Origin of the sequence: Siminovitchia acidinfaciens, assembly GCF_003605385.1 — a bacterium.
Lineage (GTDB): Bacteria > Bacillota > Bacilli > Bacillales > Bacillaceae_C > Siminovitchia > Siminovitchia acidinfaciens.
In genome coordinates this window covers 281898-307924 of the sequence record NZ_QYTV02000004.1, presented here as the reverse complement: position 1 = coordinate 307924, position 26027 = coordinate 281898, and the positions used below count along the sequence as shown (strand labels likewise).

The 26027-nt window shown below is 44.7% G+C and carries 24 protein-coding genes; 18 read left to right on the top strand and 6 right to left on the bottom strand.

The genetic code is table 11. The annotated features are described in order from the left end of the window. Window positions 1-214 precede the first annotated feature (214 nt). The 5 genes from D4T97_RS11365 to D4T97_RS11345 all read left to right on the top strand — a co-directional run bounded on the left by D4T97_RS11365 (window position 215) and on the right by D4T97_RS11345 (window position 3204). Window positions 215-565 (top strand): 2Fe-2S iron-sulfur cluster-binding protein, encoded by a 351-nt coding sequence (locus D4T97_RS11365; RefSeq protein ID WP_126050763.1) that lies wholly within the window; start codon window positions 215-217, stop codon window positions 563-565. Between the two features lie 36 nt (window positions 566-601). After that, the gene (locus D4T97_RS11360; protein ID WP_126050761.1) at window positions 602-781 is read left to right on the top strand and encodes a hypothetical protein; all 180 of its coding nucleotides are present in this window, start codon (window positions 602-604) and stop codon (window positions 779-781) included. A 105-nt stretch (window positions 782-886) separates the two neighbouring features. Beyond that, on the top strand, window positions 887-1147 hold the full coding sequence (locus D4T97_RS11355) for a ferredoxin (RefSeq protein WP_126050759.1): 261 nt from the start codon (window positions 887-889) through the stop codon (window positions 1145-1147). A 12-nt stretch (window positions 1148-1159) separates the two neighbouring features. Beyond that, on the top strand, window positions 1160-1930 hold the full coding sequence (locus D4T97_RS11350; protein ID WP_126050757.1) for a TerC family protein: 771 nt from the start codon (window positions 1160-1162) through the stop codon (window positions 1928-1930). Between the two features lie 227 nt (window positions 1931-2157). Continuing rightward, window positions 2158-3204, top strand: a complete 1047-nt coding sequence (locus D4T97_RS11345; protein WP_126050755.1) for an NAD(P)/FAD-dependent oxidoreductase — start codon at window positions 2158-2160, stop codon at window positions 3202-3204. A gap of 985 nt (window positions 3205-4189) precedes the next feature. On the opposite strand, the gene D4T97_RS11340 is transcribed toward D4T97_RS11345, so the two are convergent. Both D4T97_RS11340 and D4T97_RS11335 read right to left on the bottom strand, forming a co-directional pair. Next, complete coding sequence (locus D4T97_RS11340) at window positions 4190-4804, bottom strand: class D sortase (protein ID WP_126050753.1); 615 nt, start codon at window positions 4802-4804, stop codon at window positions 4190-4192. After that, window positions 4804-5790, bottom strand: coding sequence for a processed acidic surface protein (locus D4T97_RS11335; RefSeq protein ID WP_164525550.1), 987 nt, complete (start codon window positions 5788-5790; stop codon window positions 4804-4806). The genes D4T97_RS11340 and D4T97_RS11335 overlap by 1 nt, the downstream gene beginning before the upstream one ends. Before the next feature lie 217 nt (window positions 5791-6007). Here D4T97_RS11335 and yhfH point away from each other — a divergent pair, with 217 nt between their 5' ends. Continuing rightward, complete coding sequence (gene yhfH / locus D4T97_RS11330) at window positions 6008-6136, top strand: protein YhfH (RefSeq protein WP_126050750.1); 129 nt, start codon at window positions 6008-6010, stop codon at window positions 6134-6136. Between the two features lie 464 nt (window positions 6137-6600). On the opposite strand, the gene D4T97_RS11325 is transcribed toward yhfH, so the two are convergent. Beyond that, window positions 6601-6882 (bottom strand): hypothetical protein, encoded by a 282-nt coding sequence (locus D4T97_RS11325; RefSeq protein ID WP_126050747.1) that lies wholly within the window; start codon window positions 6880-6882, stop codon window positions 6601-6603. Between the two features lie 505 nt (window positions 6883-7387). Beyond that, window positions 7388-8509, bottom strand: a complete 1122-nt coding sequence (locus D4T97_RS11320; protein ID WP_126050745.1) for an IscS subfamily cysteine desulfurase — start codon at window positions 8507-8509, stop codon at window positions 7388-7390. 103 nt (window positions 8510-8612) lie between these two features. Here D4T97_RS11320 and nadB point away from each other — a divergent pair, with 103 nt between their 5' ends. The 3 genes from nadB to nadA all read left to right on the top strand — a co-directional run bounded on the left by nadB (window position 8613) and on the right by nadA (window position 12653). Further along, window positions 8613-10208: an L-aspartate oxidase gene (gene nadB / locus D4T97_RS11315; RefSeq protein ID WP_126050743.1), complete on the top strand. Its 1596-nt coding sequence runs from the start codon at window positions 8613-8615 to the stop codon at window positions 10206-10208. Continuing rightward, window positions 10177-11043 carry a carboxylating nicotinate-nucleotide diphosphorylase gene (nadC, locus tag D4T97_RS11310; protein WP_126050741.1) on the top strand — a complete coding sequence of 289 codons (867 nt, stop codon included), beginning with the start codon at window positions 10177-10179 and terminating at the stop codon, window positions 11041-11043. The genes nadB and nadC overlap by 32 nt, the downstream gene beginning before the upstream one ends. Before the next feature lie 503 nt (window positions 11044-11546). Beyond that, window positions 11547-12653 (top strand): quinolinate synthase NadA, encoded by a 1107-nt coding sequence (gene nadA, locus D4T97_RS11305; RefSeq protein WP_126050740.1) that lies wholly within the window; start codon window positions 11547-11549, stop codon window positions 12651-12653. Between the two features lie 856 nt (window positions 12654-13509). Here the strand turns inward: nadA and D4T97_RS11300 are convergent. Then, window positions 13510-14826, bottom strand: a complete 1317-nt coding sequence (locus D4T97_RS11300) for a Na+/H+ antiporter family protein (RefSeq protein ID WP_126050738.1) — start codon at window positions 14824-14826, stop codon at window positions 13510-13512. 650 nt (window positions 14827-15476) lie between these two features. Between D4T97_RS11300 and D4T97_RS11290 the strand changes: the two genes are divergently transcribed. The 7 genes from D4T97_RS11290 to D4T97_RS11260 all read left to right on the top strand — a co-directional run bounded on the left by D4T97_RS11290 (window position 15477) and on the right by D4T97_RS11260 (window position 23740). Next, window positions 15477-16499, top strand: a complete 1023-nt coding sequence (locus D4T97_RS11290) for an NAD(P)/FAD-dependent oxidoreductase (RefSeq protein WP_126050734.1) — start codon at window positions 15477-15479, stop codon at window positions 16497-16499. 268 nt (window positions 16500-16767) lie between these two features. Then, on the top strand, window positions 16768-17013 hold the full coding sequence (locus D4T97_RS11285; RefSeq protein ID WP_126050732.1) for a ferredoxin: 246 nt from the start codon (window positions 16768-16770) through the stop codon (window positions 17011-17013). Between the two features lie 78 nt (window positions 17014-17091). Further along, window positions 17092-18774: a urocanate hydratase gene (hutU, locus tag D4T97_RS11280; protein WP_126050729.1), complete on the top strand. Its 1683-nt coding sequence runs from the start codon at window positions 17092-17094 to the stop codon at window positions 18772-18774. Continuing rightward, window positions 18771-20081, top strand: coding sequence for an imidazolonepropionase (gene hutI / locus D4T97_RS11275; protein WP_126050728.1), 1311 nt, complete (start codon window positions 18771-18773; stop codon window positions 20079-20081). Before hutU ends, hutI begins: the two co-directional genes overlap by 4 nt. Further along, window positions 20032-21000, top strand: a complete 969-nt coding sequence (locus D4T97_RS11270; RefSeq protein ID WP_126050726.1) for an agmatinase family protein — start codon at window positions 20032-20034, stop codon at window positions 20998-21000. Before hutI ends, D4T97_RS11270 begins: the two co-directional genes overlap by 50 nt. A gap of 619 nt (window positions 21001-21619) precedes the next feature. After that, window positions 21620-22726 (top strand): histidinol-phosphate transaminase, encoded by a 1107-nt coding sequence (gene hisC / locus D4T97_RS11265; protein WP_126050724.1) that lies wholly within the window; start codon window positions 21620-21622, stop codon window positions 22724-22726. Between the two features lie 18 nt (window positions 22727-22744). Then, window positions 22745-23740 (top strand): C-terminal binding protein, encoded by a 996-nt coding sequence (locus tag D4T97_RS11260; RefSeq protein ID WP_126050722.1) that lies wholly within the window; start codon window positions 22745-22747, stop codon window positions 23738-23740. Here the strand turns inward: D4T97_RS11260 and D4T97_RS11255 are convergent. Next, a complete protein-coding gene (locus tag D4T97_RS11255) occupies window positions 23737-23928 on the bottom strand; it encodes a hypothetical protein (protein WP_126050720.1) in 192 nt (63 codons plus the stop codon). The genes D4T97_RS11260 and D4T97_RS11255 overlap by 4 nt on opposite strands. Window positions 23929-24022: 94 nt before the next feature. Between D4T97_RS11255 and hutH the strand changes: the two genes are divergently transcribed. Both hutH and D4T97_RS20515 read left to right on the top strand, forming a co-directional pair. Then, on the top strand, window positions 24023-25558 hold the full coding sequence (gene hutH, locus D4T97_RS11250; RefSeq protein WP_235872222.1) for a histidine ammonia-lyase: 1536 nt from the start codon (window positions 24023-24025) through the stop codon (window positions 25556-25558). 223 nt (window positions 25559-25781) lie between these two features. Beyond that, the gene (locus tag D4T97_RS20515) at window positions 25782-25958 is read left to right on the top strand and encodes a hypothetical protein (RefSeq protein ID WP_164525549.1); all 177 of its coding nucleotides are present in this window, start codon (window positions 25782-25784) and stop codon (window positions 25956-25958) included. Window positions 25959-26027 lie beyond the last annotated feature (69 nt).

Below are 26027 nucleotides of genomic sequence, written 5' to 3'. Positions count from 1 at the left end.
CGGATTAAAAATAAAACTTTCAGGCATTGAAATTCATAACAGAATAGATTCTTTGAAAAAAATAGATTGCAAAGCAATTTTTTACAAAGGGTGATTGAAAGACCTGAAAAGCAAAGTGAGGGCTCAATGAGAGTTGGGCCCTTGGTTTACACCATAATTTTTATTTTGCTTACTTTGGTATACCATATACCAAAAGAAAAGGAGGAGCTAGGATATGCCTAAAATTCATTTTGTCAACAGCGAAAAAACATTTGATGTCCCGGAGAACTCCAATATTCTTAGAATGTCTCTCCGTTATGATGGGGACCTTCCGAATCTGTGTGGCGGTGGAATTTGCGGAACATGTGTCTTTAAGCCGGTAGAAGGTGCTGAGCATTTGGATAAAGTCACCAGGCAGGAGCAAAGAAAGCTTGGCGAAGAGTGGTTGGAAAAAGGATATCGCCTTGGATGCCAAACATTTGTTAAAGATGGAGATGTCGCTGTTGCCTGGGATATGGAAATTACGAAACAGGTGAAGAAAAGGAAGCCGGACAAGCTTGACAGAAAGCCTGCTCAGGTTAAGTAAACCGGTGGATTGTTAAATGAACGGGGAGGGAGAGCGATGTGGGTTTGCGTCGATCACTTAAAAGAAGCAGTCAAGTTTGCAAAAGCTCCTCATGTCAGCAAGCCGCGTTGTCGAATGCGATGTTCTCTTTGCGAAAGGGATGCAATCGTCAAACTGCATTTTGAACAAAGGATTCTACAATATGAAGAAAAGGAAAAGGTCGGGGTGGACAGTTGATAATATGTGATGTGTGCAGGTGTCATTGCAGAGGATCTTTCGGCAAAATGACACCTCATTTTATAGCTGAAGCCAGCCATCCTTTTATTAGGGAGGAGACTTGATATGGCGTTATATACGATCGTCAATAGGGATACTTGCATAAGCTGCGGTTCATGCGGATCGCTTGCACCGGATATATATGACTACGATGAAGAGGGTTTGGCCTTTGTGATGGAGGACGATAATCGAGGGACCGCCCAAGTGGATGAAGAATTCGAAGAGGATGTACAGGACGCTTTTGAGGAGTGCCCATCGGGTTCCATCCGTATTTCAGAGGAATCATTCGAGGGTGATCCGGACAAATTTGAAAAGGTCACAACGTAGGGGGCAACCTGCTTGGAAATTACCCTGCTCTTGGAATATGGTTGGATTTTATTGATTTTAATAGGCCTTGAAGGAGTTTTAGCAGCTGATAATGCAGTAGTGATAGCTGTAATGGTGAAGCATTTGCCAAGGGACAAGCAGAAGAAAGCGCTGTTTTACGGTCTGCTGGGTGCCTTTGTATTTCGGTTTGCAGCCCTGTTCATCATCGTGGCATTAGTGAACATCTGGCAGGTTCAGGCGATTGGTTCGGCCTACTTGTTGTATCTGTGCTTCAACCATTTTATCGGAAGGGCGAAGGAAAAGGACAGCGACCGGCTAAAAGAGGGGAAGAGGTCTTCTTTCTGGATGACGGTGTTAAAAGTTGAACTGGCAGATATTGCTTTTGCCCTGGATTCCATGCTGGCAGCTGTTGCACTGGCCGTGACTTTGACACCACTTGGGAAATTTACAGTCGCCGGACTTGACGGAGGCCAGTTCATTGTCATTTTTATCGGCGGTGTCATTGGCATGATCATGATGCGGTTTGCTGCCGTCACATTTGTTCGCTTGCTTCAGAGATTTCCGGTACTTGAGTCGGCTGCATTTTTGCTGGTCGGATGGGTCGGCGTAAAATTGGCGGTCCTGACTCTCGCACATCCGCGTGTCGCTGTTTTAAAGTATGCTTTTCCTAATTCATTTACATGGAAAGCGATATTTTGGACCGTATTTATTGGTATTTTAGTGAGTGGTTATGTGGTGGCGAAAAAGCAGAGCCGTACCGAGGAAAGAGAGCGCTTTGGTTGAGAGTAAGTGGAGAAATGAAAATGCTTGTAAGCTCGGGGATTAAAATTTTTTGAAAACGGATTAGAAGCGGCAGATACTTGCTGATGCACCGGTAGACCTGGCTCATAAACAGTGTTTGGCGGCTATATCGCTAAGCCTGGAGTGGCTTCATTAACTCGGGCAAGCCGATTGAAGTCGAAATGACCGTCGAGTTAAAGAAATAAAATTTTTCCAAAGGAGCGACGCAGATGTTGCACGATGAAGAACTATACGATTTGACTATTATCGGTGGAGGGCCGGCCGGACTTTTCACAGCTTTTTATGCAGGAATGCGACAGATGACAGTGAAAATCATTGAAAGCTTACCGCAATTGGGCGGCCAGCTGGCAGCCCTATACCCCGAAAAATATATTTATGACATCGCTGGATTTCCAAAAGTGAGAGCACAGGATCTTATAGATGGACTTTGTGAGCAAATGTATCAGTTCGACCCTATCGTCTGTCTGGGGCAATCAGTCGAACAGGTGGAAAAACAGGCGGATGAGACCTTCAAAATCACCACAAATACAGAAGTACATCATACAAAAACAATTATCATTACAGCAGGGAATGGCGCGTTTCAGCCAAGAAAACTCCAGCTTGAAGCAGCCGAAAGGTTTGAAGGACGGAACTTGCATTATTTTATCAAAGATATGAATCAATTTGCCGGAAGGCGCGTCGTTCTGTTTGGCGGAGGGGATTCTGCAGTCGATTGGTCATTGATGCTTGAGCCGATTGCCAAAAATGTCACGATTGTACATAGGCGGGACAAATTCCGGGCGCACGAAAGCAGCGTGGACCAGCTGCGAAATTCGATGGCGGAGATACGGACTCCGTTTGTACCGGTAGACTTGATTGGGGACGGCCGGATAGAGCAGGTTGTACTAGAAGAGATAGGGAGTGACCGCAAGGAGGTGGTCGAAGTTGATGATGTTATCGTTAATTACGGCTTTATTTCTTCTCTCGGCCCTATCAAGGACTGGGGCTTAGACATTGAAAAGAATTCGATTGTCGTCAATTCGAAAATGGAAACGAACATCAAAGGAATCTATGCAGTTGGCGATATTTGCACATATGAAGGAAAAGTGAAGCTGATTGCTACCGGGTTTGGAGAAGCACCTGTTGCTGTGAGCAACGCAAAAATGCACATCGATCCAAAAGCCAGGCTGCAGCCGCAACATAGCACATCCATCATGGGGGAAAAAGAAGAAAAAAAGTCTTTGGCGAAAAAAGAGAAAAAAGCGATCCATACTTGACGGCACAATCCCTCACTGTAGAAATGATGCTGTCTGGATTTATTTAGGTGATTGGATTTTGCGGTAGTTCACACAATGGTAATCCTCCAATAGTTAGGGGGATTATTTGTTTTGAGTAGGAAACTGTGACACGGCTGGGATTAGTGCAAGACGCTTCAGAAGGGAGATGAGCTTGGAGCAGCCACGGAAGGGGAAACCTTCCGTGGCTGCTCCAACTCTCTTATAATTGCTCCAACTCTCTTATAATTGCTCCAACTCTCTTATAATTGCTCCAACTCTCTTATAATTGCTCCAACTCTCTTATAATTGCTCCAACTCTCTTATAATTGCTCCAACTCTCTTATAATTGCTCCAACTCTCTTATAATTGCTCCAACTCTCTTATAATTGCTCCAACTCTCTTATAATTGCTCCAACTCTCTTATAATTGCTCCAACTCTCTTATAATTGCTCCAACTCTCTTATAATTGCTCCAACTCTCTTATAATTGCTCCAACTCTCTTATAATTGCTCCAACTCTCTTATAATTGCTCCAACTCTCTTATAATTGCTCCAACTCTCTTATAATTGCTCCAACTCTCTTATAATTGCTCCAACTCTCTTATAATTGCTCCAACTCTCTTATAATTGCTCCAACTCTCTTATAATTGCTCCAACTCTCTTATAATTGCTCCAACTCTCTTATAATTGCTCCAACTCTCTTATAATTGCTCCAACTCTCTTATAATTGCTCCAACTCTCTTATAATTGCTCCAACTCTCTTATAATTGCTCCAACTCTCTTATAATTGCTCCAACTCTCTTATAATTGCTCCAACTCTCTTATAATTGCTCCAACTCTCTTATAATTGCTCCAACTCTCTTATAACTGCTCCAGCCCACGTATAACTCACCACCCCCGCATGTAAAAGCAGCTCAAACCCTCGTACCACTGCCCCCTCCTGTGAGCGCAGACGCAAAAAAAGCCGCACCAACCGGCACGGCTCCTCACTCTTTATATTTTTTACTGTCGATCAAATCGCCAACCAAGATGTATCGTTCGGGCGCATCGCCAATGTACCTAAATGGGTAGCATGTGGTGACGGTCAAGGTGGCACGCGGCTTCGGAACGATTACTGTCCGGTCGTCTGCATCCACAATTCGAACCTTGCGAATTTTATAAGTGAATTCACCTTTAGCCGTGGTAACGATCAATGTATCGCCTTTTCCCACTTCGCCGAGCCGTCTGAAGACGGTATCCCGGTGACCGGAAAGTACCGAATTATCTTTTTCCCCGGGAAGGACGCTGCCGGCATAATGGCCAACGCCCTTTTCCAGTTCATCCTCATCGGTACCATGGAAAATCGGCAGCTTTGCATCCAGTTTAGGGATGATCAAATCGCCGATGATTTCGCCCTCTTCGGGCCGATCGTCATAAACGACAGTTTTCGTTTCACGCACTTCCACTGGTGGTGCTTCTTCTTGTTTGACGGGCGCAGGCTCTGAACTGACTTTATCTACTGTCATATACCCCGTCAAAAATTTGAAGGCATTTGTTCCGGCAAGCCAAGTGCCAAGTCCAATCATTCCAACTGCCGCTGCAATGAGAATGAAACGTTTCATTAGGCACCTTTAACTTTGAATTTACGGAATAAGAAGGCGCCAAAAATGATGAACGCAAGTCCAGCAGCCGCCTTCGGAAGGTAGTCGGAAGCGGTGTTTGGCAGCTTTCCGCCTTTCACTGTTTTCACAACGGGCTTTCCGGCAGCAGTTTTTACTGCAGTTTCTGCTTTTTGGCCAACATTATTAATAATTTCCGAGCCGAACATTTCTTTAGTAATGATTAAGTCGGCAAGGAACACTCCGTCTTTGGAGTAAATTTTTATTAGTAAATCCGCACCGTCAATTGTATCCATCTGGACTAGAGCGGACATGGAAATCGGCGTTTCAATTCCATCTTTTACAAGATAGTAATCTACTTTTACTTGAAAAAGATCCAGGAGCTCGTCCCAAATACTAAGCAGTTCGGCGATCTGCGCTGGAGTAAGATCTGAGGAACTATCGAATTCCGGGAAAGCCATCAAGCGGTCGCCCAAGATTAATAGTTTGTCTAAAAATTCTTCCTCATCAGCATTTTCCATTACTTTTTCCAAGTGGTCTGCCAATCTTTGCATCTCTTCAGCTGTAAGTCCAAACTCACCAAGGATTGCAATCGCAGCTTCTTCATCGATAGCCTCAACTGACAAATAATAAAGTTCAGCTTCAAGGTCATCAATGAAAATGAAATCATCCAAAGACTTACCTTGTTCGGCAAGCAGCTGTTCCAACTCTTTCTGTGTCATTTCATAATCAGCAAGCAGGGCTTTCAGGTTTTCTTTGTTTACTGTATCGCCCAAGTAATCTTTTACTTCCTGAACAGAATCGAAATCTTCAAGAGTGAAATCATGGACATCCATAAAATATGTAGCAAACTCTTCCTCGGACATTCCAATTTCTTTCAAATAGCTTTGAAACTTCGGATCTTTCGAATCCACCGCCGCAAAAGCGGATAATGGCAGCGTCCAAATAGCAAGAACTGCCGCAAGTAATGCTGGCAACAAACGCTTCAAAATGAGACTCCCCCTTAAATTATCAAATATCTACATAATTATATTCGAAATCCCAAACCGTGAATAGTATATTTTGTAAAAATATGTTTGGTCTATTTTTAGCACATTTATTTACATGTTGAATGTAATATATATAAAACAGGTATATAACAGATGTTGACTTTATTAAACTGTTATACTACAATGTGTTTAATAACAAAAAGGGAGGCCATCCAAAATGATGCCAATAGAGTTTTATAGAAATATTCCTGCCAAACAATGCTGCCAATGCGGAGAAGAAATGAATGAAATGCACGAGTGCTATTTCAACGAGTGTGAGCGGTGCTTAAGTAAAACAGAGGAGTAATGATACATTGAAAAAACTATATGAGGACTCTCCATAATCTGCTTGTTTCTTAGTTGAGACAGAGCAGATTATTTTTGTTTTTTAAAAAAGAAAGCTTTCGGCATGCGGCCGAAAGCAGAGAGTGTGATATATAACAGATTGAGTGTTTATTAACGTTCCGTGGTGCGTCTCTCCCCAGCGCGATCTTCTTTGGCCATATCTCGTTCGGTTTGGTTGATTTCTGCTGGGTTCGGGCTCATAAAACTAAGATCCTGGCTTGGGTCTACCCCCACTCATAAAAGTGAGGTTTTGACTTATTGGGTTCATCAAAATCATGTTTTGGCCTATCGGCTCAGCTCCGAATCATTAAAGCATATTTTGAGCCTCACTCGAGGGCTGTCGGGCTCGACCTCGATTGAAGGGGGCGAGGCTCTTGACGGCACTATTGTACGCTTATCCTGGACATGTACAGTAATCTCTAACTATCAGTCGCTTCCATCGCTATCAGTTGAGGGCGCTTCTGTACCCGTTTCACCGGTTGAAGGTTCTGCCGGGCTTTCAGTCGGCTCCTCAATATTTGTCTCATCTAATGAAGAATCTTCATTTATATCTCCAGCCGGTTCCTCTGTATTCGTGCCGTCCACTGGAGATTCCTCCATATCAGCCGGCTCCTCCTGAGGAGGCACGTCTTGACCACCACCGCAGGCAGTAACAACCAATAAAACAAGACCAGTAACGAATAGTTTCCAAACTCGCTTAATTAACATTTGCATACCTCCGGTTATTTTTATTAAAAAAAAGGGTGGTTTTCAACTCCTTTCGTTTACCTAAAGCCATTGTAGCAACCTACTTTAAAACGTTTGTCGAAATATCCAATTTTAACCAAATCTTTAATAAATTGTTAATTAGCTTTAAAAAAAGAAATACTTTGTTAATCTAGGTAACAAACAGAAACAAGCCGACATTTAACTGTCGGCTTGTTGAGCTTACTTTACAATGCTTATTGTGCAGATAACTTTGTTGGAGTGCTATATTACGTCCAGCTTCAGCGCCTAGCCCCGCAAGGATCAAGCCTACAAGGTTTTGCTCCCGTGCGAAAGCTTCTTTGTTCAGCCCGACGTAAGGATGAAGCATACTCAAAGAAGTTTCACTTAATGGTGACGGAAGTCCGCTTGAAGAACAGCCTCTTCGGAATCAGCTTGTTAGCCCGTGCTAAGTAAGGAGCTTGCGCTTTAGTTCTTGTAACGATATTATGTTTTCCTTGCTCGGCTCCTATCCATTCTCCCTGACAATTTTTACAAGCGCCTCGCCTAACTCCCGAACATCCTCCACTTTCGTTTCCCGGCCCAACGTGATTCGAATGAACTCTTTCACTGCTTTCCCTTCTACGCCAAGTGCGACCATTGTTTTCGACGGCGCCTGCAGACTCACCTGGCAGGCGCTTCCCGTCGAGATGGCAAATCCGCGCAAGTTCGCTTCGTTCATGATCAGCTGCCCTTCAAGCCCGTCCACTCTCATGCCGATTGTGGAAGGCAGGTCTGCTTCATAAACGGTGCACCACGACCTAACAGGCGCGAGTGACTGCAAAAATTCTTCCCGCAGCATGTGGTAATGCTCCTCATAAACTTCCAAATTCTTCATCGCTTTTTCCGCCGCCACGGTCATGGCTGCAATCCCCGGCACGTTCACTGTTCCCGCACGGAATCCGCCTTCGTGTGTTGTACCGGGAGCATATGACTCCCACCTAAGAGCAGGATTCAGATAAACCGCCCCAACTCCTTTTGGTCCGTAAAATTTATGCCCGGAAATCGTCAGGCTGTCAACGGCCCGGGCAATTTGTGCTACATCAACCTTTCCGAAAGACTGAACGCAGTCACTGTGAAAAAGAATATTATGCTCCCTGCATAGCGCGCCAATTTTTTCAATCGGCTGAAGCGTTCCGATTTCAGGGTTTGCGTGCTGGATGCTTGCCAGAACGGTATCTTCGCGAATGGCGTTCCTGAAAGTTTCCACGTCAATTCTCCCACCTGAATCAAAAGGAAGCTTCGTGATATCCCATCCCGCTTGTCGTAATTTTTCCATTGTATTCAAAACCGAGGAATGTTCCGCCATTCCTGTAATAATATGGTTTCCTCTTTTTACCTTACCTGACAATAACGTTTGTAAGGCCAAGTAATTACCTTCAGATCCTCCGCTTGTAAAATAAATGCCGTCCTTTGATACCTCGAAAAATCGGGCGAATTGGTTCCGGCTGTATTCCAAAAGCTCATTTGCCTGATCACCGATATCGTGAAGGCTGCTTGAATTCCCATAGTAAGAAGACGCCGCTTTTACATAGACTTCCGCGGCTTCCTGATCCAACGGACAGGAGGCGGCATAATCAAAATATTTCACCTGTAATCCCGCTTTCTATGAATTTTATAAAAAAGACTTGTCATAAGTGTAATAGTATGTAAATATATGTGTCAAGACACCTGTAAATACTAGGAGGCGCGTGATGAAAAAGGCGGATGTCCTAATTATTGGAAGCGGCGTGGCCGCTTTGCAGCTGGCGAAGCGTCTTTATGACGATAAGAATGTGATAATTATCACAAAGTCTGTTCTGGAAAGTGGAAATTCTAACTTGGCTCAGGGTGGAGTTGCCGCTGCCATTGGCAAGAGTGATTGTCCTGACAGCCACTTTGCCGATACGGTGGAAGCCGGCAGGTTTCATAACGACCACGGGGTAGCATGGGCGGTGACTAGGGAAGCGCCAGAATTGATTCAAGAACTGTGGGAATCCGGCTGCCGCTTTGATACGGATGAACAGGGCGGACTTCTGCTTGGAATGGAAGGCGCGCACAGTGAAAATCGAATTGTTCACGGAGGCGGAGATGCAACCGGCCGGCGGATCATGGAGCACTTCAAGTCGACCATAGCCGGTAAATTTACAGTCATTGAAAATATGTTTGTGTATGATTTAATCATAGATTCCTCCGGGCAGAGATGCATAGGAGCTAAGGGTAAAAATGCAGCTGGCAACATTGAATCGTTTTATGCCGACCATATTGTTTTGGCAACAGGCGGGTGCGGCCAGCTTTACAGTCACACATCCAATGCGGAAACCGTAACAGGGGATGGCATTGCGCTCGCATATAAAGCAGGAGCCGAAATCGCCGATATGGAATTTATCCAGTTTCATCCAACCCTGCTTTACCTGGATGGAAAAACTCATGGATTAATTTCGGAAGCTGTCCGCGGGGATGGCGGAAGTCTCGTCACCGAGGCGGGAGAAGCAATCATGGAAGGCATCCACCCATTAGGAGACCTAGCGCCGCGGCATATCGTTGCGCAGACAATTTACGATTATTTGCGTGTCGGGACACAAGTTTACCTGGATGTATCGACCATTGAAAATTTTGCCGAGCGGTTCCCGACGATTACCGCTTTGTGTGAAAAAAATCACGTAAATTGGAAATGCCGGATTCCTGTTGCTCCCGGTAGTCACTTTTTAATGGGGGGCGTGAAAACGGATCTGATCGGCCGGACAAGCATCGATGGATTGTATGCTATCGGTGAGACTGCTTGTACAGGGCTGCACGGAGCAAACCGTCTGGCAAGCAACTCGCTGCTTGAAGGACTTTTTATGGGAAAGAAATTGTCGGAGTGGCTTAATGGCAGTAGTGGTCCGCGTGAAATAGGCACATTTAATAATCGGGCTTATCAATCGTCGGTAATTAATGGATGCCATAGTCTGGAAGCTATCGGAATTTTGCCGGAAATCAAGGATATTCAGAACTTCATGATGGACAACGTCGGTATCGTCCGGTCTAAAGAAGGCTTAGTCACACAAAAGCACTGGCTTGAAAGTTTTCAAATAGAAGACCTATTGAATGCTGATTTGGATCACCTGACAATTGAAGGAATGACGAAGGTGTTCATGTTAATCACTTCTTGGCTGATTACGGAATCAGCTTTGAAGCGAACAGAGAGCAGGGGAGGACATTTTCGCCGCGACTACCCCGCTGAAAACAATAACGACTGGATGACCAGGCAAATTATTCAAAAAAGGAATGAAAGCAATGAACCAATTGAAACTGCGGTTGCAACTTGAGCAATTTTTCCTGGAGGACATCGGAGACCGAGACGTTACAAGCCAAATATTCGGAAGAGGTCAGTTTGGTGAGGTCAATTTTATTGCTAAAGAAAGCGGCGTATTCTGCGGGGAAGACATCATCCGGACAGGATATCCAATCCTTGAGCCGGAGCTGCGGTATGACATTTTTGTCTGTGATGGGGAAAAAATCGAAAGGGGACAGGTGCTGGCGACTGTATGGGGGCCGGTGGACAGCCTGCTGAAAGGCGAGCGCGTCATTTTGAATCTTGTACAGAGGATGAGCGGAATTGCGACGAAAACACGGGAAGCTGTCGAAATTTTGAACAGTGATTATACGAAAATATGTGACACTAGAAAAACGACGCCAGGCTTGCGGATGCTTGAGAAATACGCGGTCCGGTGCGGCGGCGGTCAGAACCACCGCTATGGCCTGTATGACGGGGCGATGCTGAAAGACAACCACATCGCATTCGCCGGATCGATTGCAGGAGCGGTTGCGGCGGTCCGAGAAAAGGTGGGCCACATGGTTAAGGTCGAAGTTGAAACCGAAACGAAAGAAATGGTGCTCGAAGCCGTCGCTGCTAAAGCTGATGTCATCATGTTCGACAACCGGACACCCGAAGAAATCAAAGAGTGGATCGGGCTGGTTCCGGAAGGTATTGTGACCGAAGCGTCCGGCGGAATCACGATCGATAACCTCGCTTCGTACAGCGATACGGGGGTCGATTATATATCGCTCGGATTCTTGACACACTCGGTTGCTGCCCTGGATATCAGTGCAAAGGTGAAGGTTGGAGCGCAAGTCGCGATGCCTGAAACACTGCTAGTTTGAGGGAAAATGTGGTAGTTGGGGATATTTGGATGAATCGGGGTTTTGAAAACTCTTCAAGCGTTCAAAGCGGCCAGGTATAAGTGAATTCAAGAATACTAGCCAGTTAGGTTATTGTGGATTCTGCAAGGTGGGAGAATGCTGTCTTGTGGTAGTGAAATTAAAAATTACTATTGTCTTTTCTGAAATACTATCTGCATTTCGGGAAATACTGTCCAGAATTTAGAAATACTATCTGCTTTTCGAAAATACTGTCCGGAATTTAAAAATACTATCGTCTTTTCGAAAATAATGACCAGAATTCGAAGAGCACTATCCACTTTGCTTGAATTACTATCCGCTCGCTAAGGACTAACACTATTCGGTCTGGACGCCGAGTTTTACTAGGAGCTGTAAAAAGTGAAGGGTTCAGCTCCGCTGAACCGCACCACTCATTTTAAAACACACGGAGCGGCAATCGCCGTCCCACTTAAAGAGTTTTTACAACAAGGGAGGATTTAAGGGGTATGAGTATTTTTCAAACGTTGGAAAAGCAGACAAATGTGCTGCCAGAAAAGTATCGCAACATGTCAACGGAGGAGCTGGAGGGAAGGGTGCGCGCTGCGAAGGAAGCGCTTGGAAGCAAGCTTTTTATTCCCGGTCACCATTATCAAAAAGATGAAATTATCCAATTTGCGGATGCTACGGGTGATTCATTGCAGCTCGCGCAGCTTTGTGAAAAGAACGAGGAAGCGGAGCACATTGTGTTTTGCGGAGTCCATTTTATGGCTGAGACAGCCGATATTTTAACAACGAAGAATCAAACAGTGTACCTTCCGGACATGCGCGCGGGCTGTTCGATGGCGGACATGGCTGACATTTATCAGACCGAGCGTGCGTGGGAGAAGTTGACCGCCATATTCGGTGAGACAATTCTGCCGCTCACTTACGTCAATTCGACTGCAGCAATCAAATCATTTGTCGGAGAAAACGGAGGTGCCACTGTCACATCATCCAACGCGGAAGAAATGGTTCGCTGGGCATTTGAGCAAAAGGAAAGAATACTATTTTTACCTGACCAGCACCTCGGACGAAACACTGCCTATAACCTGGGTGTAGGTCTTGATGAAATGGCCGTCTGGAACCCGATCACAGATGAACTGGAGTATGATGGTCCTGTTGGAAAAGTGAAAGTCTTGCTATGGAAAGGCCATTGCTCCGTTCATGAAAACTTTACCGTGAAAAATATCGAGGACATCCGCAGCAATCATCCGGAAATGAAAGTGCTCGTCCATCCGGAGTGTTCGCGTGAAGTCGTGGCGCTTTCGGACCTGAACGGATCAACAAGCTATATTATTAAAGTAATAGAAAACGCAGAGCCAGGAACTGCGTGGGCGATTGGTACCGAAATGAATCTAGTTAACCGCCTGATTCAGGATCATCCGGACAAGCATATCGTTTCGTTGAATCCGCACATGTGCCCGTGCCTGACCATGAACCGGATTGACTTGCCTCATCTGGTTTGGTGCCTTGAAACTATTGCTGATGGAGAAAAACATAACGTAATTTCAGTTGATGATAAAACTGCTGAGTTTGCAAAATTAGCACTAGATCGGATGCTGGAGCTATCCTGATAAAAATTCGGATTAAAACCGAACGGAAGTCTATTCTCTATATAAATATAATAATTAGTGGAGCAGCCGATGGAAGGGGAACCCTTCCCGGCTGCTCCAACTCTCTAATAATCGCTCCAACTCTCTAATAATCTCTCCAACTCTCTAATAATCTCTCCAACTCTCTAATAATCTCTCCAACTCTCTAATAATCTCTCCAACTCTCTAATAATCTCTCCAACTCTCTAATAATCTCTCCAACTCTCTAATAATCTCTCCAACTCTCTAATAATCTCTCCAACTCTCTAATAATCTCTCCAACTCTCTAATAATCTCTCCAACTCTCTAATAATCTCTCCAACTCTCTAATAATCTCTCCAACTCTCTAATAATCTCTCCAACTCTCTAATAATCTCTCCAACTCTCTAATAATCTCTCCAACTCTCTAATAATCTCTCCAACTCTCTAATAATCTCTCCAACTCTCTAATAATCTCTCCAACTCTCTAATAATCTCTCCAACTCTCTAATAATCTCTCCAACTCTCTAATAATCTCTCCAACTCTCTAATAATCTCTCCAACTCTCTAATAATCTCTCCAACTCTCTAATAATCTCTCCAACTCTCTAATAATCTCTCCAACTCTCTAATAATCTCTCCAACTCTCTAATAATCTCTCCAACTCTCTAATAATCTCTCCAACTCTCTAATAATCTCTCCAACTCTCTAATAATCTCTCCAACTCTCTTATAAGAACACCTACCAATTATAGAAAGCCCTTCCTCTCTCATGCACATGAAAAAGGGTGTGAGCGGACTCACACCCTTTTCACACATATTTTACCAGACAAACTTCGCCCGGCTCCGACAATGAAAAACTTATAAAATCATCGCAGCGACCAACCCAGCAATAAACAAAGGGATGTTCAAGTGTATAAAAGTAGGGACACACGTACCCCAAATGTGGTCATGTCTGCCGTCGGCGTTTAATCCCATGGTTGGGCCGAGTGTACTGTCAGAGGCAGGTGAACCCGCATCACCCAATGCACTTGCCGCTCCAATTAAGGCAGCTGTCGCCATTGGTGAAAATCCTGCTGTCAAACATAGAGGGACATAAACGGCTGCCAAGATAGGAATAGTTCCAAAGGAAGTCCCGATACCCATGGTGATGACCAAGCCTATCGTTAAGATGATCAAAGCGGTCATGAACTTGCTGTCACCCAGGAATCCTTCCGTAACCGCGTTCATTTGGTCAATTGCCCCAGTCTCTTTCAGTATTGCCGCATATCCCGAAGCTACTAATAGAACAAAGGCAATGTTCCCCATCATTTTCATTGAATTATCGACAATCTCATCGCCTTTTAAGAAAGGGACAACCCTGGCGATAAACATAACGAGAACCCCTGCGAGAGCACCCAAAGCAAGAGAATGGGTAATCACTTGCAGGACAACGGCCAATACTATAGCGATCAATGTAATCATGTGCTGTCTGTTAAATTGAACCTCTTCTGTTGTGGCAGAAACTTCTGCCGACGCAAGGTCATGCTCCACGCCTACAGCAGCAGGTGCGTCTTTTTCTTTACGATATGTGAAAAATACGGCTATCAACAAGCCGACGACCAATGATAAACCAGGAATAAGCAAAGAAAGGGCAACTTGTCCAATCCCAATCGTCATTCCATTGTTTTTCATTTCGGTTTGAATAATCTGATGGAACATCAACCCATAACCTGCAGGGATGATGATATATGGAAATTTCAATCCGAAAGTCAGTGCCGTGGCAACAGCCCGGCGGTCCACTTTCATTTTGTCAAACAAATGAAGCAACGGAGGTATGAGAATAGGAATAAAGGCAATATGCACAGGGACCAAGTTTTGTGAAAAGCAAGAGATTCCTGCAATTGTCATTACAATAAAGCCCCGTCTTCCCTTTAAGAAACTCAAAAGCTTCCGGACCAAGATATTGGTGATCTTGGTATATTGAATCATTACTGCGAAAATTCCGAGTAAAACAACGCTTATTGCTGTTTCAGCTTGTCCGCCCATCCCCGCGATGAGCATGTTCATTGCTTCAGTCATGGATGCTCCGGTAAGTAAGGCAGCGCTAAGAGCAGCTACTAAAACACTAATTAAAACATTCACCCTGAGCATGCTCAGCGCACACATGATTAATACAGAAACAACTACTGCGGTCATTGTCACATTTCCCCCTTCATTTTGGTGGGTCTAGAAATAACTAAATATATAAAAGAAAAAATATTGGGAATTCTACTTGGGTATCACCTCCTTAAAGTTAAACCATCACTCATCCGGTATCGTAAGCCCTTTCATAAATAGGGATGATGCCATTAAAATAAAACAAAAAACCAGCCCGACTAATATTACTAAGGTTAAGGAAGTAACAGGCCGGATCTCCAACAAGATGAAAATGTTTGGTTTTTCGATTTTTTTCATCATAAACGATAAATCGGACTTTAGTAACCGCCCTAATTTATCATTTATTGCACTTTTTCAACTTGAGGGTATTTTCTGTCTTCAGTCTGCTAATGTAGTAAAAGAAATATCCAATTCTGTTTTCTCATTAATTATTAATACTCCCAGAATGCAGCCATCCCCATTTCAAATCGGATGGTTTCAAACAGGCTATAATTTCTTGTTATATGATTAATATTTTTAGCATGGTCCTTGAAAACCCTTAGAATTTATTGAAAGATGATGTATAAATGATTTAATAAATATTTCAAAAAATTAGCTGAAGGAGGATGCGATGGATTGAAAGTCAATAAAGATAGCCCTCTAGCTTACTTAAAATGTATTCAACTTCCAATCTATAAGGAGTGAAAGATATGCCCCGCAATGAGGAGATGTATGACCTTACTATAATTGGCGGCGGTCCGGTCGGATTATTTACCGCCTATTATGCCGGCATGAGGCAGATGTCAGTGAAAATTATTGAAAGTCTTCCGCAATTGGGAGGGCAGCTGTCAGCTCTATATCCGGAAAAATATATTTACGATATCGCCGGATTCCCAAAGATTCTTGCTCAGGATCTGGTGGATAATCTGAAAGAGCAAATGAAGCTGTTCAACCCGACAATTTGTCTGAATCAATCGGTCGAACAATTGGAAAAGCAGGAAGATGAGACATTCAAACTTATAACAAACTCGGAAACACATCATACGAAGACAATCATTATTACAGCAGGAAACGGAGCCTTCACCCCCAGGAAGCTGCAGGTGGAAGGTGCGGAAAGATTTGAACAAAGCAACCTGCATTATTTTGTGAATGATTTAAATCGATTTGCCGGAAAGAGAGTAGCTGTTTTCGGCGGCGGGGATTCCGCTGTTGATTGGTCATTGATGCTTGAACCGATTGCCGAAAAAGTAACGCTCATCCACCGGCGAGATAAATTCCGCGCACATGAAAGCAGTGTCGAGCAATTGCAAGCATCAAATGTTGAGGTCATGACACCGTTTGTTCCCACTGCCTTATGGGGAGATAAAGAAATTGAACAGGTTGTTGTGGAAGAGTTAGGAGCAGGCGGGAAAAAAGTGATTGATGTGGATGCGGTCATCGTTAACTTCGGGTTTATATCATCTTTGGGCCCTATCAAAAATTGGGGATTGCAGATAGAGAAAAATTCGATTCTGGTCAACTCCAAAATGGAGACCAATATAAAAGGGATCCATGCAGTAGGAGATATTTGCACCTATGACGGAAAAGTGAAACTGATTGCAACCGGTTTCGGAGAAGCGCCCATTGCAGTAAGTAATGCAAAGGTTCTTGTCGACCCAAGTGCAAAGGTTCAGCCCCTTCACAGCACAACGATTATGGAAAATAAAGAAAAAAAGGCAGCGGTCCGTTCATAAGTTTTTAGAGAAATGCGTAAGGCGCGCAGCCTTAGGCGACAAGCACAAGAAGAATTTTGATGAGGCAGTTTTTCAGCCGCCACAGCAAGGCTGCTTATTTAATTACATCGTGAGAAACATCTTTGAATATGCTTCATGCAGCTTTGCGACGAGCTGAACAAGGCTTCCTCGAATAAACTCTGGCGCGCTTGAGCTGGACACAAAATATATCGATGATTTTATAATTACCTATCTTTTTTTAGAAGACGATTCAATCGGAGGTGCAACAATGGCGAAATATTCAATAGTGGACCAGGATACTTGTATAGCTTGTGGAGCCTGCAGCGAAACGGCGCCGGATATTTTTGACCATAATGACAGTGGATTCTCCTTTGTTAAGCTTGATGATAATCAGGGGACTGCGGAGATACCGGATGATCTCGAATATGATTTGGAAGATGCCTGTGATGGATGTCCAACTGAATCTATTAAAGTTGCAGACACTCCTTTTAAAAAGGATTCAGTTGAAGCATAGATTTTTTAAAAGAAAAGTAGTTTCAATCCAATAAGGATTTTTTATATATAAAAAATGATAAACGCCAGGAGGAAAAAGATGAGTACAACAATTGCAGAAAACAAAATTATCCGTTACCGAGGAACTGAATTAAATACGAAAGGCTGGCAGCAAGAAGCAGTGCTCCGCATGTTAATGAACAACCTGGATAAAGAAGTGGCTGAAATTCCCGAAGAGCTTGTGGTATACGGAGGAATTGGAAAAGCTGCCCGTAACTGGGAATCCTTTGACGCTATCGTTGAATCCTTGAAAAATTTGGAAGATGATGAGACGCTTCTCGTCCAATCAGGTAAGCCTGTCGTTATTTTTAAAACGCATACAGACGCACCGCGAGTTCTTTTGGCCAACTCGAACATTGTACCGGCCTATGCCAATTGGGATACATTCCATGAACTCGATAAAAAAGGCTTGATGATGTATGGGCAGATGACAGCGGGAAGCTGGATCTATATCGGCTCCCAAGGAATTGTCCAAGGAACTTATGAAACTTTTGCCGAGCTTGCGAAGCAGCATTTTAACGGAACGCTTCAAGGGACAATCACAGTTACAGCTGGACTTGGAGGAATGGGTGGTGCACAGCCGCTATCGGTAACAATGAACGGCGGGGTATGTATTGCGATCGACGTAGAAGAATGGAGAATCGACCGCCGGATTGAAACCCGTTACACAGATGTAAAAACGGATTCTTTGGATGAAGCGATTCGCTTGGCTAATGAAGCAAAAGCAGAAGGAAAAGCATTATCCATTGGTCTTGTCGGCAATGCGGCAGAGATTCTTCCTGAAATGATCAAAAGAAACTTTATTCCTGATGCACTTACTGACCAGACTTCTGCACATGACCCACTCAATGGCTATGTTCCAACGGGCTTATCCATCGAAGAGGCAAATAAGCTGCGCGCGTCCGATCCTGAGGAGTATGTGAAGCGTTCAAAAGCCTCCATGGCTGTACATGTAAAGGCTATGCTTGAAATGATGGAGAAAGGCGCAATCACTTTTGACTACGGAAACAATATTCGTCAAGTGGCCAAAGACGAAGGGGTAGAAAATGCGTTTGACTTCCCTGGTTTCGTTCCAGCCTATATCCGTCCGCAATTCTGCGAAGGTAAAGGTCCTTTCCGCTGGGTGGCACTTTCTGGAGACCCAGAGGATATATACAAAACAGACGAAGCCATTTTACGTGAATTCAGCGATAACGAACACCTTTGCAACTGGATTCGCATGGCTCAGGAAAAAATTGAATTCCAAGGTTTGCCTTCCCGTATTTGCTGGCTGGGATATGGCGAGCGTGCGCGTTTTGGAAAAATCCTTAACGACATGGTTGCAAGCGGAGAATTGAAAGCGCCGATCGTAATCGGACGTGACCACTTGGACTCTGGTTCTGTTGCTTCTCCTAACAGAGAAACAGAAGCGATGAAAGATGGTTCGGATGTTGTGGCTGACTGGCCGATCCTCAACGCGATGGTCAATGCTGTCGGCGGAGCTACATGGGTATCCGTACACCACGGCGGCGGTGTAGGTATGGGTTACTCTCTCCATGCAGGAGTCGTTATCGTAGCTGACGGAACGAAAGAAGCGGAAGCACGTCTGCAGCGCGTACTTACAACTGACCCTGGAATGGGCGTTGTCCGCCACGTTGACGCAGGTTATGATATTGCAATCAATAAAGCACGTGAAACAGGTATGAAAATTCCAATGCTTGATAAAAGGAGTGACCAAAATTGACTAAGCCTGTTTGGATCAAACACGCGGCGCAGCTTGCAACGCTTGCTTCTGATGTGAACGGACCGCGTTCAAGAGAGGCAATGTCTGAACTTGGAATAATTGAAGATGGAAGTGTGTGGCTTGAGGACGGTGTTGTCAAGGCAGTAGGAACAACGGCGGAGCTTGAACAGCAATATGCTTCAAGAGCGCATGAAGCGGATATTGTGGATGCATCCGGCCATTTGATAACCCCAGGACTTGTCGATCCTCATACACACGTAGTATACGGAGGAAGCCGTGAACGGGAATTTGAAATGCGGCTTGAAGGTTCCACGTATATGGAGATCATGAACGCGGGTGGAGGCATTCATGCCACCACCCGCATGACAAGGGAAGCTTCAGAAAAGGAATTGATCGAGCAGTCTACACGCCGATTGAACTCCTTCCTTGCCCATGGTGTAACAACTGTTGAAGGAAAAAGCGGCTATGGAATGGATCTGGAGACTGAATTGAAGCAGCTCCGCGTCATGAAAAAGCTGCAAGAGACCCATCCGGTCGATATTGTACCGACATTTATGGGTGCCCATGCGGTTCCGCCAGAGTACAAAGGGCGTGAAGATGAATTCGTCGACATTGTCATCGAAGAAATGCTTCCTGTCGTTGCCGAAGAAAAATTGGCTGAGTTTAACGATGTATTCTGTGAGAAAGATGTCTATACACCTGAACAGTCGGAGAGGATTTTAGAAGCGGGCAAGCGTTATGGTCTTACTCCAAAAATTCATGCCGATGAAATTGCGCCATATGGCGGAGCAGAGTTGGCTGCCAAGGTCGGGGCGATTTCGGCTGAGCATTTATTGAAAGCTTCCAAAGAAGGCATTCACGCAATGGCAGAAGCCGGAACGATTGCCTGCCTGCTCCCGGCAACAGCATTATATTTGAGAGAAGAGGCTGCTGAAGGACGTTATATGATTGACCATGGTGTGCCGGTTGCCATTTCAACCGATGCCAATCCGGGATCATCACCGACAACTTCCATGCCGCTCGTCATGAACCTAGCCTGCATTTCCATGTGGATGACACCGGCGGAAGCACTGACGGCTGCTACACATAATGCCGCCTGTGCCATCAACCGCCAGGATCAGGTTGGGTCGCTGGAAGTAGGTAAGCTCGGAGACGTAGTTCTGTGGAATGTGAAAAACTATCAGGAACTGCAATATTTATTTGGCGTAAACCACGTCAAGTCCGTATGGAAAAAAGGTGTTCAGGTGGTGGGAGCAGATGGGGAAAAAGTGGTTTCAAATCCCGGAGTGGTCTTGGAACGCTCCTAAAAGCGGAAAAGAGTTTGTCCACCAATGGGTGCAGCCATTAGAGGAAGAGGGGGAGTCGCCGGACGTGATCTTGTACGGCGCCCCCATCTCCCGCTCCTCCATCAGTGTATCGGGAGCCTCTTTGTATCCATTGGAGTTCAGGCGTTTATGGAAAAATTTTGCTACTTATAATTTGGACGAACATGTGGATTTGTCATCGCTTCAAGTGGCGGATGCAGGTGATATTGCCATGCATACAACGGATATTCTTTTATCACATCAAAGAATTCAGGAAGCGACGGCTTTTTTGGCTGAGGCCTACCCCCAGACGGTCACGTGTCTGATTGGCGGGGATCATTCTGTTACAGCGTGTGCTGTCCGAGGGATCAAGGAAGTTCATGCTCATGAGGAAATTGGCATCCTGCAGCTCGACACCCATTTGGATGTGAGGGACCCTCAGGAATTGGGACCCGCCAATGGAACGCCGATCCGCCAGTTAATTGATGGGGAAACAGTAAGAGGGGAAAATGTCATCAATATCGGACTTCATGGATATTTTAATGCCAAGCCTTTAGTTGACTATGCCTTGGAACATAAAATTGACATGGTGACGTTAAGACAGGCTCGTAAGCAAGGGCTGGTTGAAACGGTTCAAGGTGCCCTTGAACGGCTTTCACAGAAAACGGACCGTATTTATGTCACGGTCGATATGGATGTGCTTGATATATCAGCAGCTCCCGGCGTCCCGGCTTCGACGCCTGGCGGCATGACCTCACATGAGCTATTTGACATTCTGCTGGAAATAGGAAAGAACTCGTCTGTTCGCCATATCGACTTTGTCTGCCTTGACCCAAGCAGGGATTCATCCGTTTCAGAAACAGTAAAGACGGGAGTCTATGCGTGGCTTCAATTTGTTACGGGCCAGCGCCTGTCTAAATAGGTGTCACTTCCCGGATTTTATTGAAAAAAATTACAAATTATTTTGGAGGGCGTCTTTTGTGTGGGTAATTACCGTTTATTCAGGTCGCGATATGAAAATGTTGGAATTTGAGACTGAACAGGAAGCAAGAGAGGCTCTTCGGAATATCCCAAACTATAAAATCTTGACTGAGATAATTTATTTTAACGATCATGAATTAGTTACTTCATAGTCGTCATTTAACGCAAAAGGCCGCTGAATTCAGCGGCCTTTTTATAGTGGATGCCCATTCTTTTTAAGCAATCATCTAAAGCTAGACTATAGAACGCAATGATTGTTCTCTTGTTCGGTCGTTATGAACTCTTCATGGTGACCGGATCAACATTTTTTTCTCTTATTGGGTCATTATGGATCCGTCATAGTACCTTTGCTCTAAAGTAGCTCTTTTTGATAACGATAATTCCTTTGTTGTCTATTTTTGTTATATTGTTAATATTTTTTCCTTATACGCCAAAACCCCTTAGATTTTATTGTCACATCGTGTATAAGTGATTTAAGCACATGAAAAGAATCTAAGAATTAGCTTCTTTTGAAGATAATTTTTTCAAGTAAAAACATTTAAAGAAGGGATTGAGTTATTTTGTCTGAACAATTATGGCGCAACACTGTGAGAAGCTTGGAGCCGCATATTCCCGGTCAAGCAACGAAGGCAGCTAAACAACAATTAAAAGCAACCAATGTAATTCGTCTTGCGACGAATGAAAATCCATACGGTCCATCGCCAAAAGCCATTGAGGCCATGCAGAAAGCTATTCAAGAGGGGCACTTGTATCCGGATCCATCCTGCTGGGAGCTCCGGGATAAGCTGGGCCGCCTGCACGGAATCGATCCGGAAAATTACGTGATTGCCAATGGGGCAGACAATATTATCAACTTGATGATTGCTTCGTATATCAATCCTGGGGATGAAGTCGTTTATTGTGCCCCGACTTTTTCCGAATACAACAAAAACACAACGATTATGGGAGGAATCCCGGTAGAGGTTCCGACAACAACTGATCATAAATTTGACTTGGAGGCCATGTTCCAGGCCATCAATGAAAAAACAAAAATGGTCATCATATGCAATCCGAACAATCCGACGGGAACCATCTTGGATGGAGATGAAATAAGAGGATTTTTGAAAAGGCTACCAAAACATGTTGTCCCTATCCTTGATGAAGCCTATGTAGATTTTATAGACGTAAACGGCTATGAAACAGGAATCGATTTTATTAAAGAAGGCCTGCCAGTGATTGTCCTTCGGACATTCTCAAAATTATATGGATTGGCTGGCATGAGGGTCGGCTATGCAGTGGCGAACGAAGAGCTGATCAAACCGTTGCATATGGTGCGCGAACCATTCGCCTGCAACCGCGTAGCTCACGGTGGAGCCCTAGGTGCCCTTGATGATATTGATTATAAAAACAAAGTTTTAACTCGAAACAAACAAGAAATGAAAAAGCTTGTTACAGCACTTCGTAACCAAGGCTTTGAAGTCGAAGAATCGCACACGAATTTCATCTTTTGCGATATGAAGCAAGATACGACGGGAATTGCCAACGAGCTGGCAGAAAGAGGTCTCATTGTACGGCCTGCAAACATTTGGGATTTACCCAACTACATGAGGATAAGCATAGGTACGCCGGAACAAAATGATCAACTGCTCAAGGCTTTGGAGGAAATCACACAAACAGCACAAGTTTAAATCAAGGGAGGACTACTCATGAAAAACGGAAAAAAACTGGTTTGGATTCTGGATGATGAATGGGCGGACCACAGCGTTGAAAAAGAAATTTATGAAAAAAATGGTTTCGAGGTAAAAGTGACACGCTCTGAAGATTTGGAACAGGATCTTCCACATTATGCACCATATGCGGATGGCGTTGTTGCTCAAGTAGGGTTTCCGTGCCGTGCGGAATTAATCAATCAATTGGATGCCTGTAAGGTCATCTCGGCTTCCGCTGTCGGTTATAACCATATCGAAGTGGACGCAGCTACGGAGAAAGGCATCGTTGTAACCCATGTACCGGAATATTGTTCGGAAGAAGTTTCCGACCACGCGATCACCCATATCCTTACACTTGCCCGACGCTTCCCGGACTACAACCGGCAGGTGAAAAATGGAAAATGGGATCCAGTGGATACAAAGCCGATCCAACGCTTTAACAAGCACACGGTTGGGCTGCTTGGCCTTGGAAGAATTGGCGGGAAGGTGGCGCAAAAGCTCAGTTCCTTTGGGGTTCAATTGATCGCTCATGATTCGAATGGGTCTCAAGATACTTTTGATAAGTATTCAGTGGAAAGAGTTTCATTCGATGAACTTCTGGAACGCTCCACGATTTTGACACTGCACGTGCCATTAAACGACAAAACCAGAAATATCATTGGTTATAAGGAACTTAAAAAGATGCCAAAAGGTGCCTTTGTCGTAAACACTAGCAGGGGTGGAGTGCTGGAAGAAGAGGGATTGCGCCAAACGATCCTGGAAGGGCATATTGCCGGTGCAGGGCTTGATGTATTGGTGAATGAACCGCCGGTATTCAATGATCCGCTGCTCAATTTGGATGAAGTATACATCACACCGCACTCGGCCTATATATCGGATGATGCGATGTATGAATTAAAAAGCAAAACCTGCCAAAACATCATTGATATTCTGAATGGCCAGGAAGTGGAAGCCACCTTAAACCCGCAGGTGTTAAAAACCTTGCGAGTTTAAACCAAAAGCGCAAGTGCAAGTGCCTGTCCATCGACGTACAGACTGAACAGAAATGCGGAAGACAGCCGCTTAGGGGAGGGGCGCAAGCGCTGGCCGCCTTTGGGCGCCATCCTCGAAAAAGCTGACGCTTTTCCATCGTGCAGTGTAATGCTGTCGAAGCTCTCCATGTCCTGTCGCTTCGCTCGCACTAGTACTTCCTGTACATCGGAGCTGGACATAGCATTTTGCGATAGATATTCACTACTAAGAAATCCTTAACTAACGACGAGAAGAGGGTATGCGATGTTACTGAAAAACATGGAAATCATCATTGGAAGTATTCCTTTATCGATAGAGGACGTTGTACGTGTTGCTAGGTATGATCATAAAGTTGAAATCGACCAAGAATCAAAAAAGAAGGTTAATCACAGTAGAGAATACGTAGAAAAACTGTTGGCTGAGAGAAGAGTCGTTTATGGACTTACGACAGGGTTCGGAAAGTTCAGTGAGACTTACATTCCTAGCGAACAGGCAAAGCAACTTCAAATAAATCTTATAAGAAGCCATGCTTGCGGTCTTGGAAATCCGTTTCCAAAAGAAGTGGCAAGGGCGATTATCCTCCTAAGGGTAAATGCGCTTTTACAAGGCCATTCCGGCATTCGTCTCAAAGTGATCGAAACTATGGTAGAAATGCTGAACAAAGGAGTCACGCCGGTCATACCTGAACAAGGCTCTCTAGGTGCAAGCGGTGATTTGGCCCCGTTGGCTCACTTGGCCCTCGTTCTGATGGGGGAAGGGGAAGCCTACTATGAAGGGGAACAAATGGACGGAGGAAAGGCGCTTGCTTCAGCCGGAATCCAGCCTGTTTCCCTGGAGGCGAAAGAAGGACTCGCGCTGATAAACGGTACACAAGTGATGACCGCAGTCGGAACATTGGCTTGCTGGGATGCGCAGCAGCTCGCGAATTGGGCAGATTGCACCGCGGCTTTGACGACTGATGTTCTACGGGGAGTCAAACAGGCTTTCGAGCCGGAGACGCATGATATCCGTCCACATGCAGGGCAAAAACAGGTCGCAAAAAATATCCTGAAACTGACAAAAGACAGCAAGCTGATGACAGAGCAGGGAGAGCTTCGGGTACAGGATGCTTATTCACTCCGCTGTGCTCCTCAGGTTCATGGCGCCTCAAGGGATGCGCTCGAGCATATTCAGGAAAAACTGGTGATCGAAATTAATTCTGTTACCGATAATCCGCTTATTTTCGCAGAAGAGGATAAGGTCATTTCGGGGGGCAACTTCCATGGTCAGCCGATCGCCCTCGCAATGGACTACCTATCTATTGCAGCGGCAGAGCTTGCCAACATTTCTGAAAGAAGAATCGAGCGGATGGTCAACCCGCAGTTGAACGATCCACTTCCAGGATTTTTAACTAAAGAAGGGGGCATGAACTCAGGATTGATGATTCCGCAATATGCTGCTGCATCTGTTGTTTCGGAGAATAAATCTCTGGCACATCCGGCAAGTGTCGACTCGATACCTAGTTCGGCGAACCAGGAGGATCATGTGAGCATGGGGACTACTGCTGCAAGAAAAGCGGCTCAAATTGTTGGTAATGCGTATAAGGTTCTTGCTATCGAACTGTTCTGCGGAGCAAGAGCAGCAGATTACCAAAATCCGGAAAACCTTGGAAAGGGCACAAAATGGGCCTATTCCTTCTGCCGGGAGCACGTCCCCTTCATAGAGGAGGACCATGTCATGCATCCATATTTTAGAAAGCTCGAACATCTGATGAAGGACATAGAGACCACACAACAACTTGAGCAGCAGATCAACGCCTAATGGTTGCACTTTTTTATCCTCATTAACAGCAAAAAAGTGCAACATATCATAATTTTGACTAGTTCCCAAATAAAAAAGAACCATGTAGACTTATAAGTAACAACTTTCCCAATACTTTGTCTGTCGCAAAATTTTATCAGAATAAATTGGGAAAGTATTAAAAAATTAAAAACAACATCGTAATCGAGAACTGCCGCAGAATCGGTTTGGATGAGCTTGCAAGATGCTACGAGCCAGTGAAATAGGTGAAGAGTTCCACTCCAGGCTAGGAAACATGATTGTCAATAAGTATGTTGAAACAGACGAAGAGCGCGCAAATGCAATCTTGGGAGCTCGCCGCCTGAAAGAAGAAATGATGCATTACTACAATACAATCTACTCTGTAGAAGAAACAGTTTAATATTTTTCCATCATGAGTCAAATGCCTTTTAAAACCAGGTATTTGACTCAAGTTTTCATCAGTGCCTTA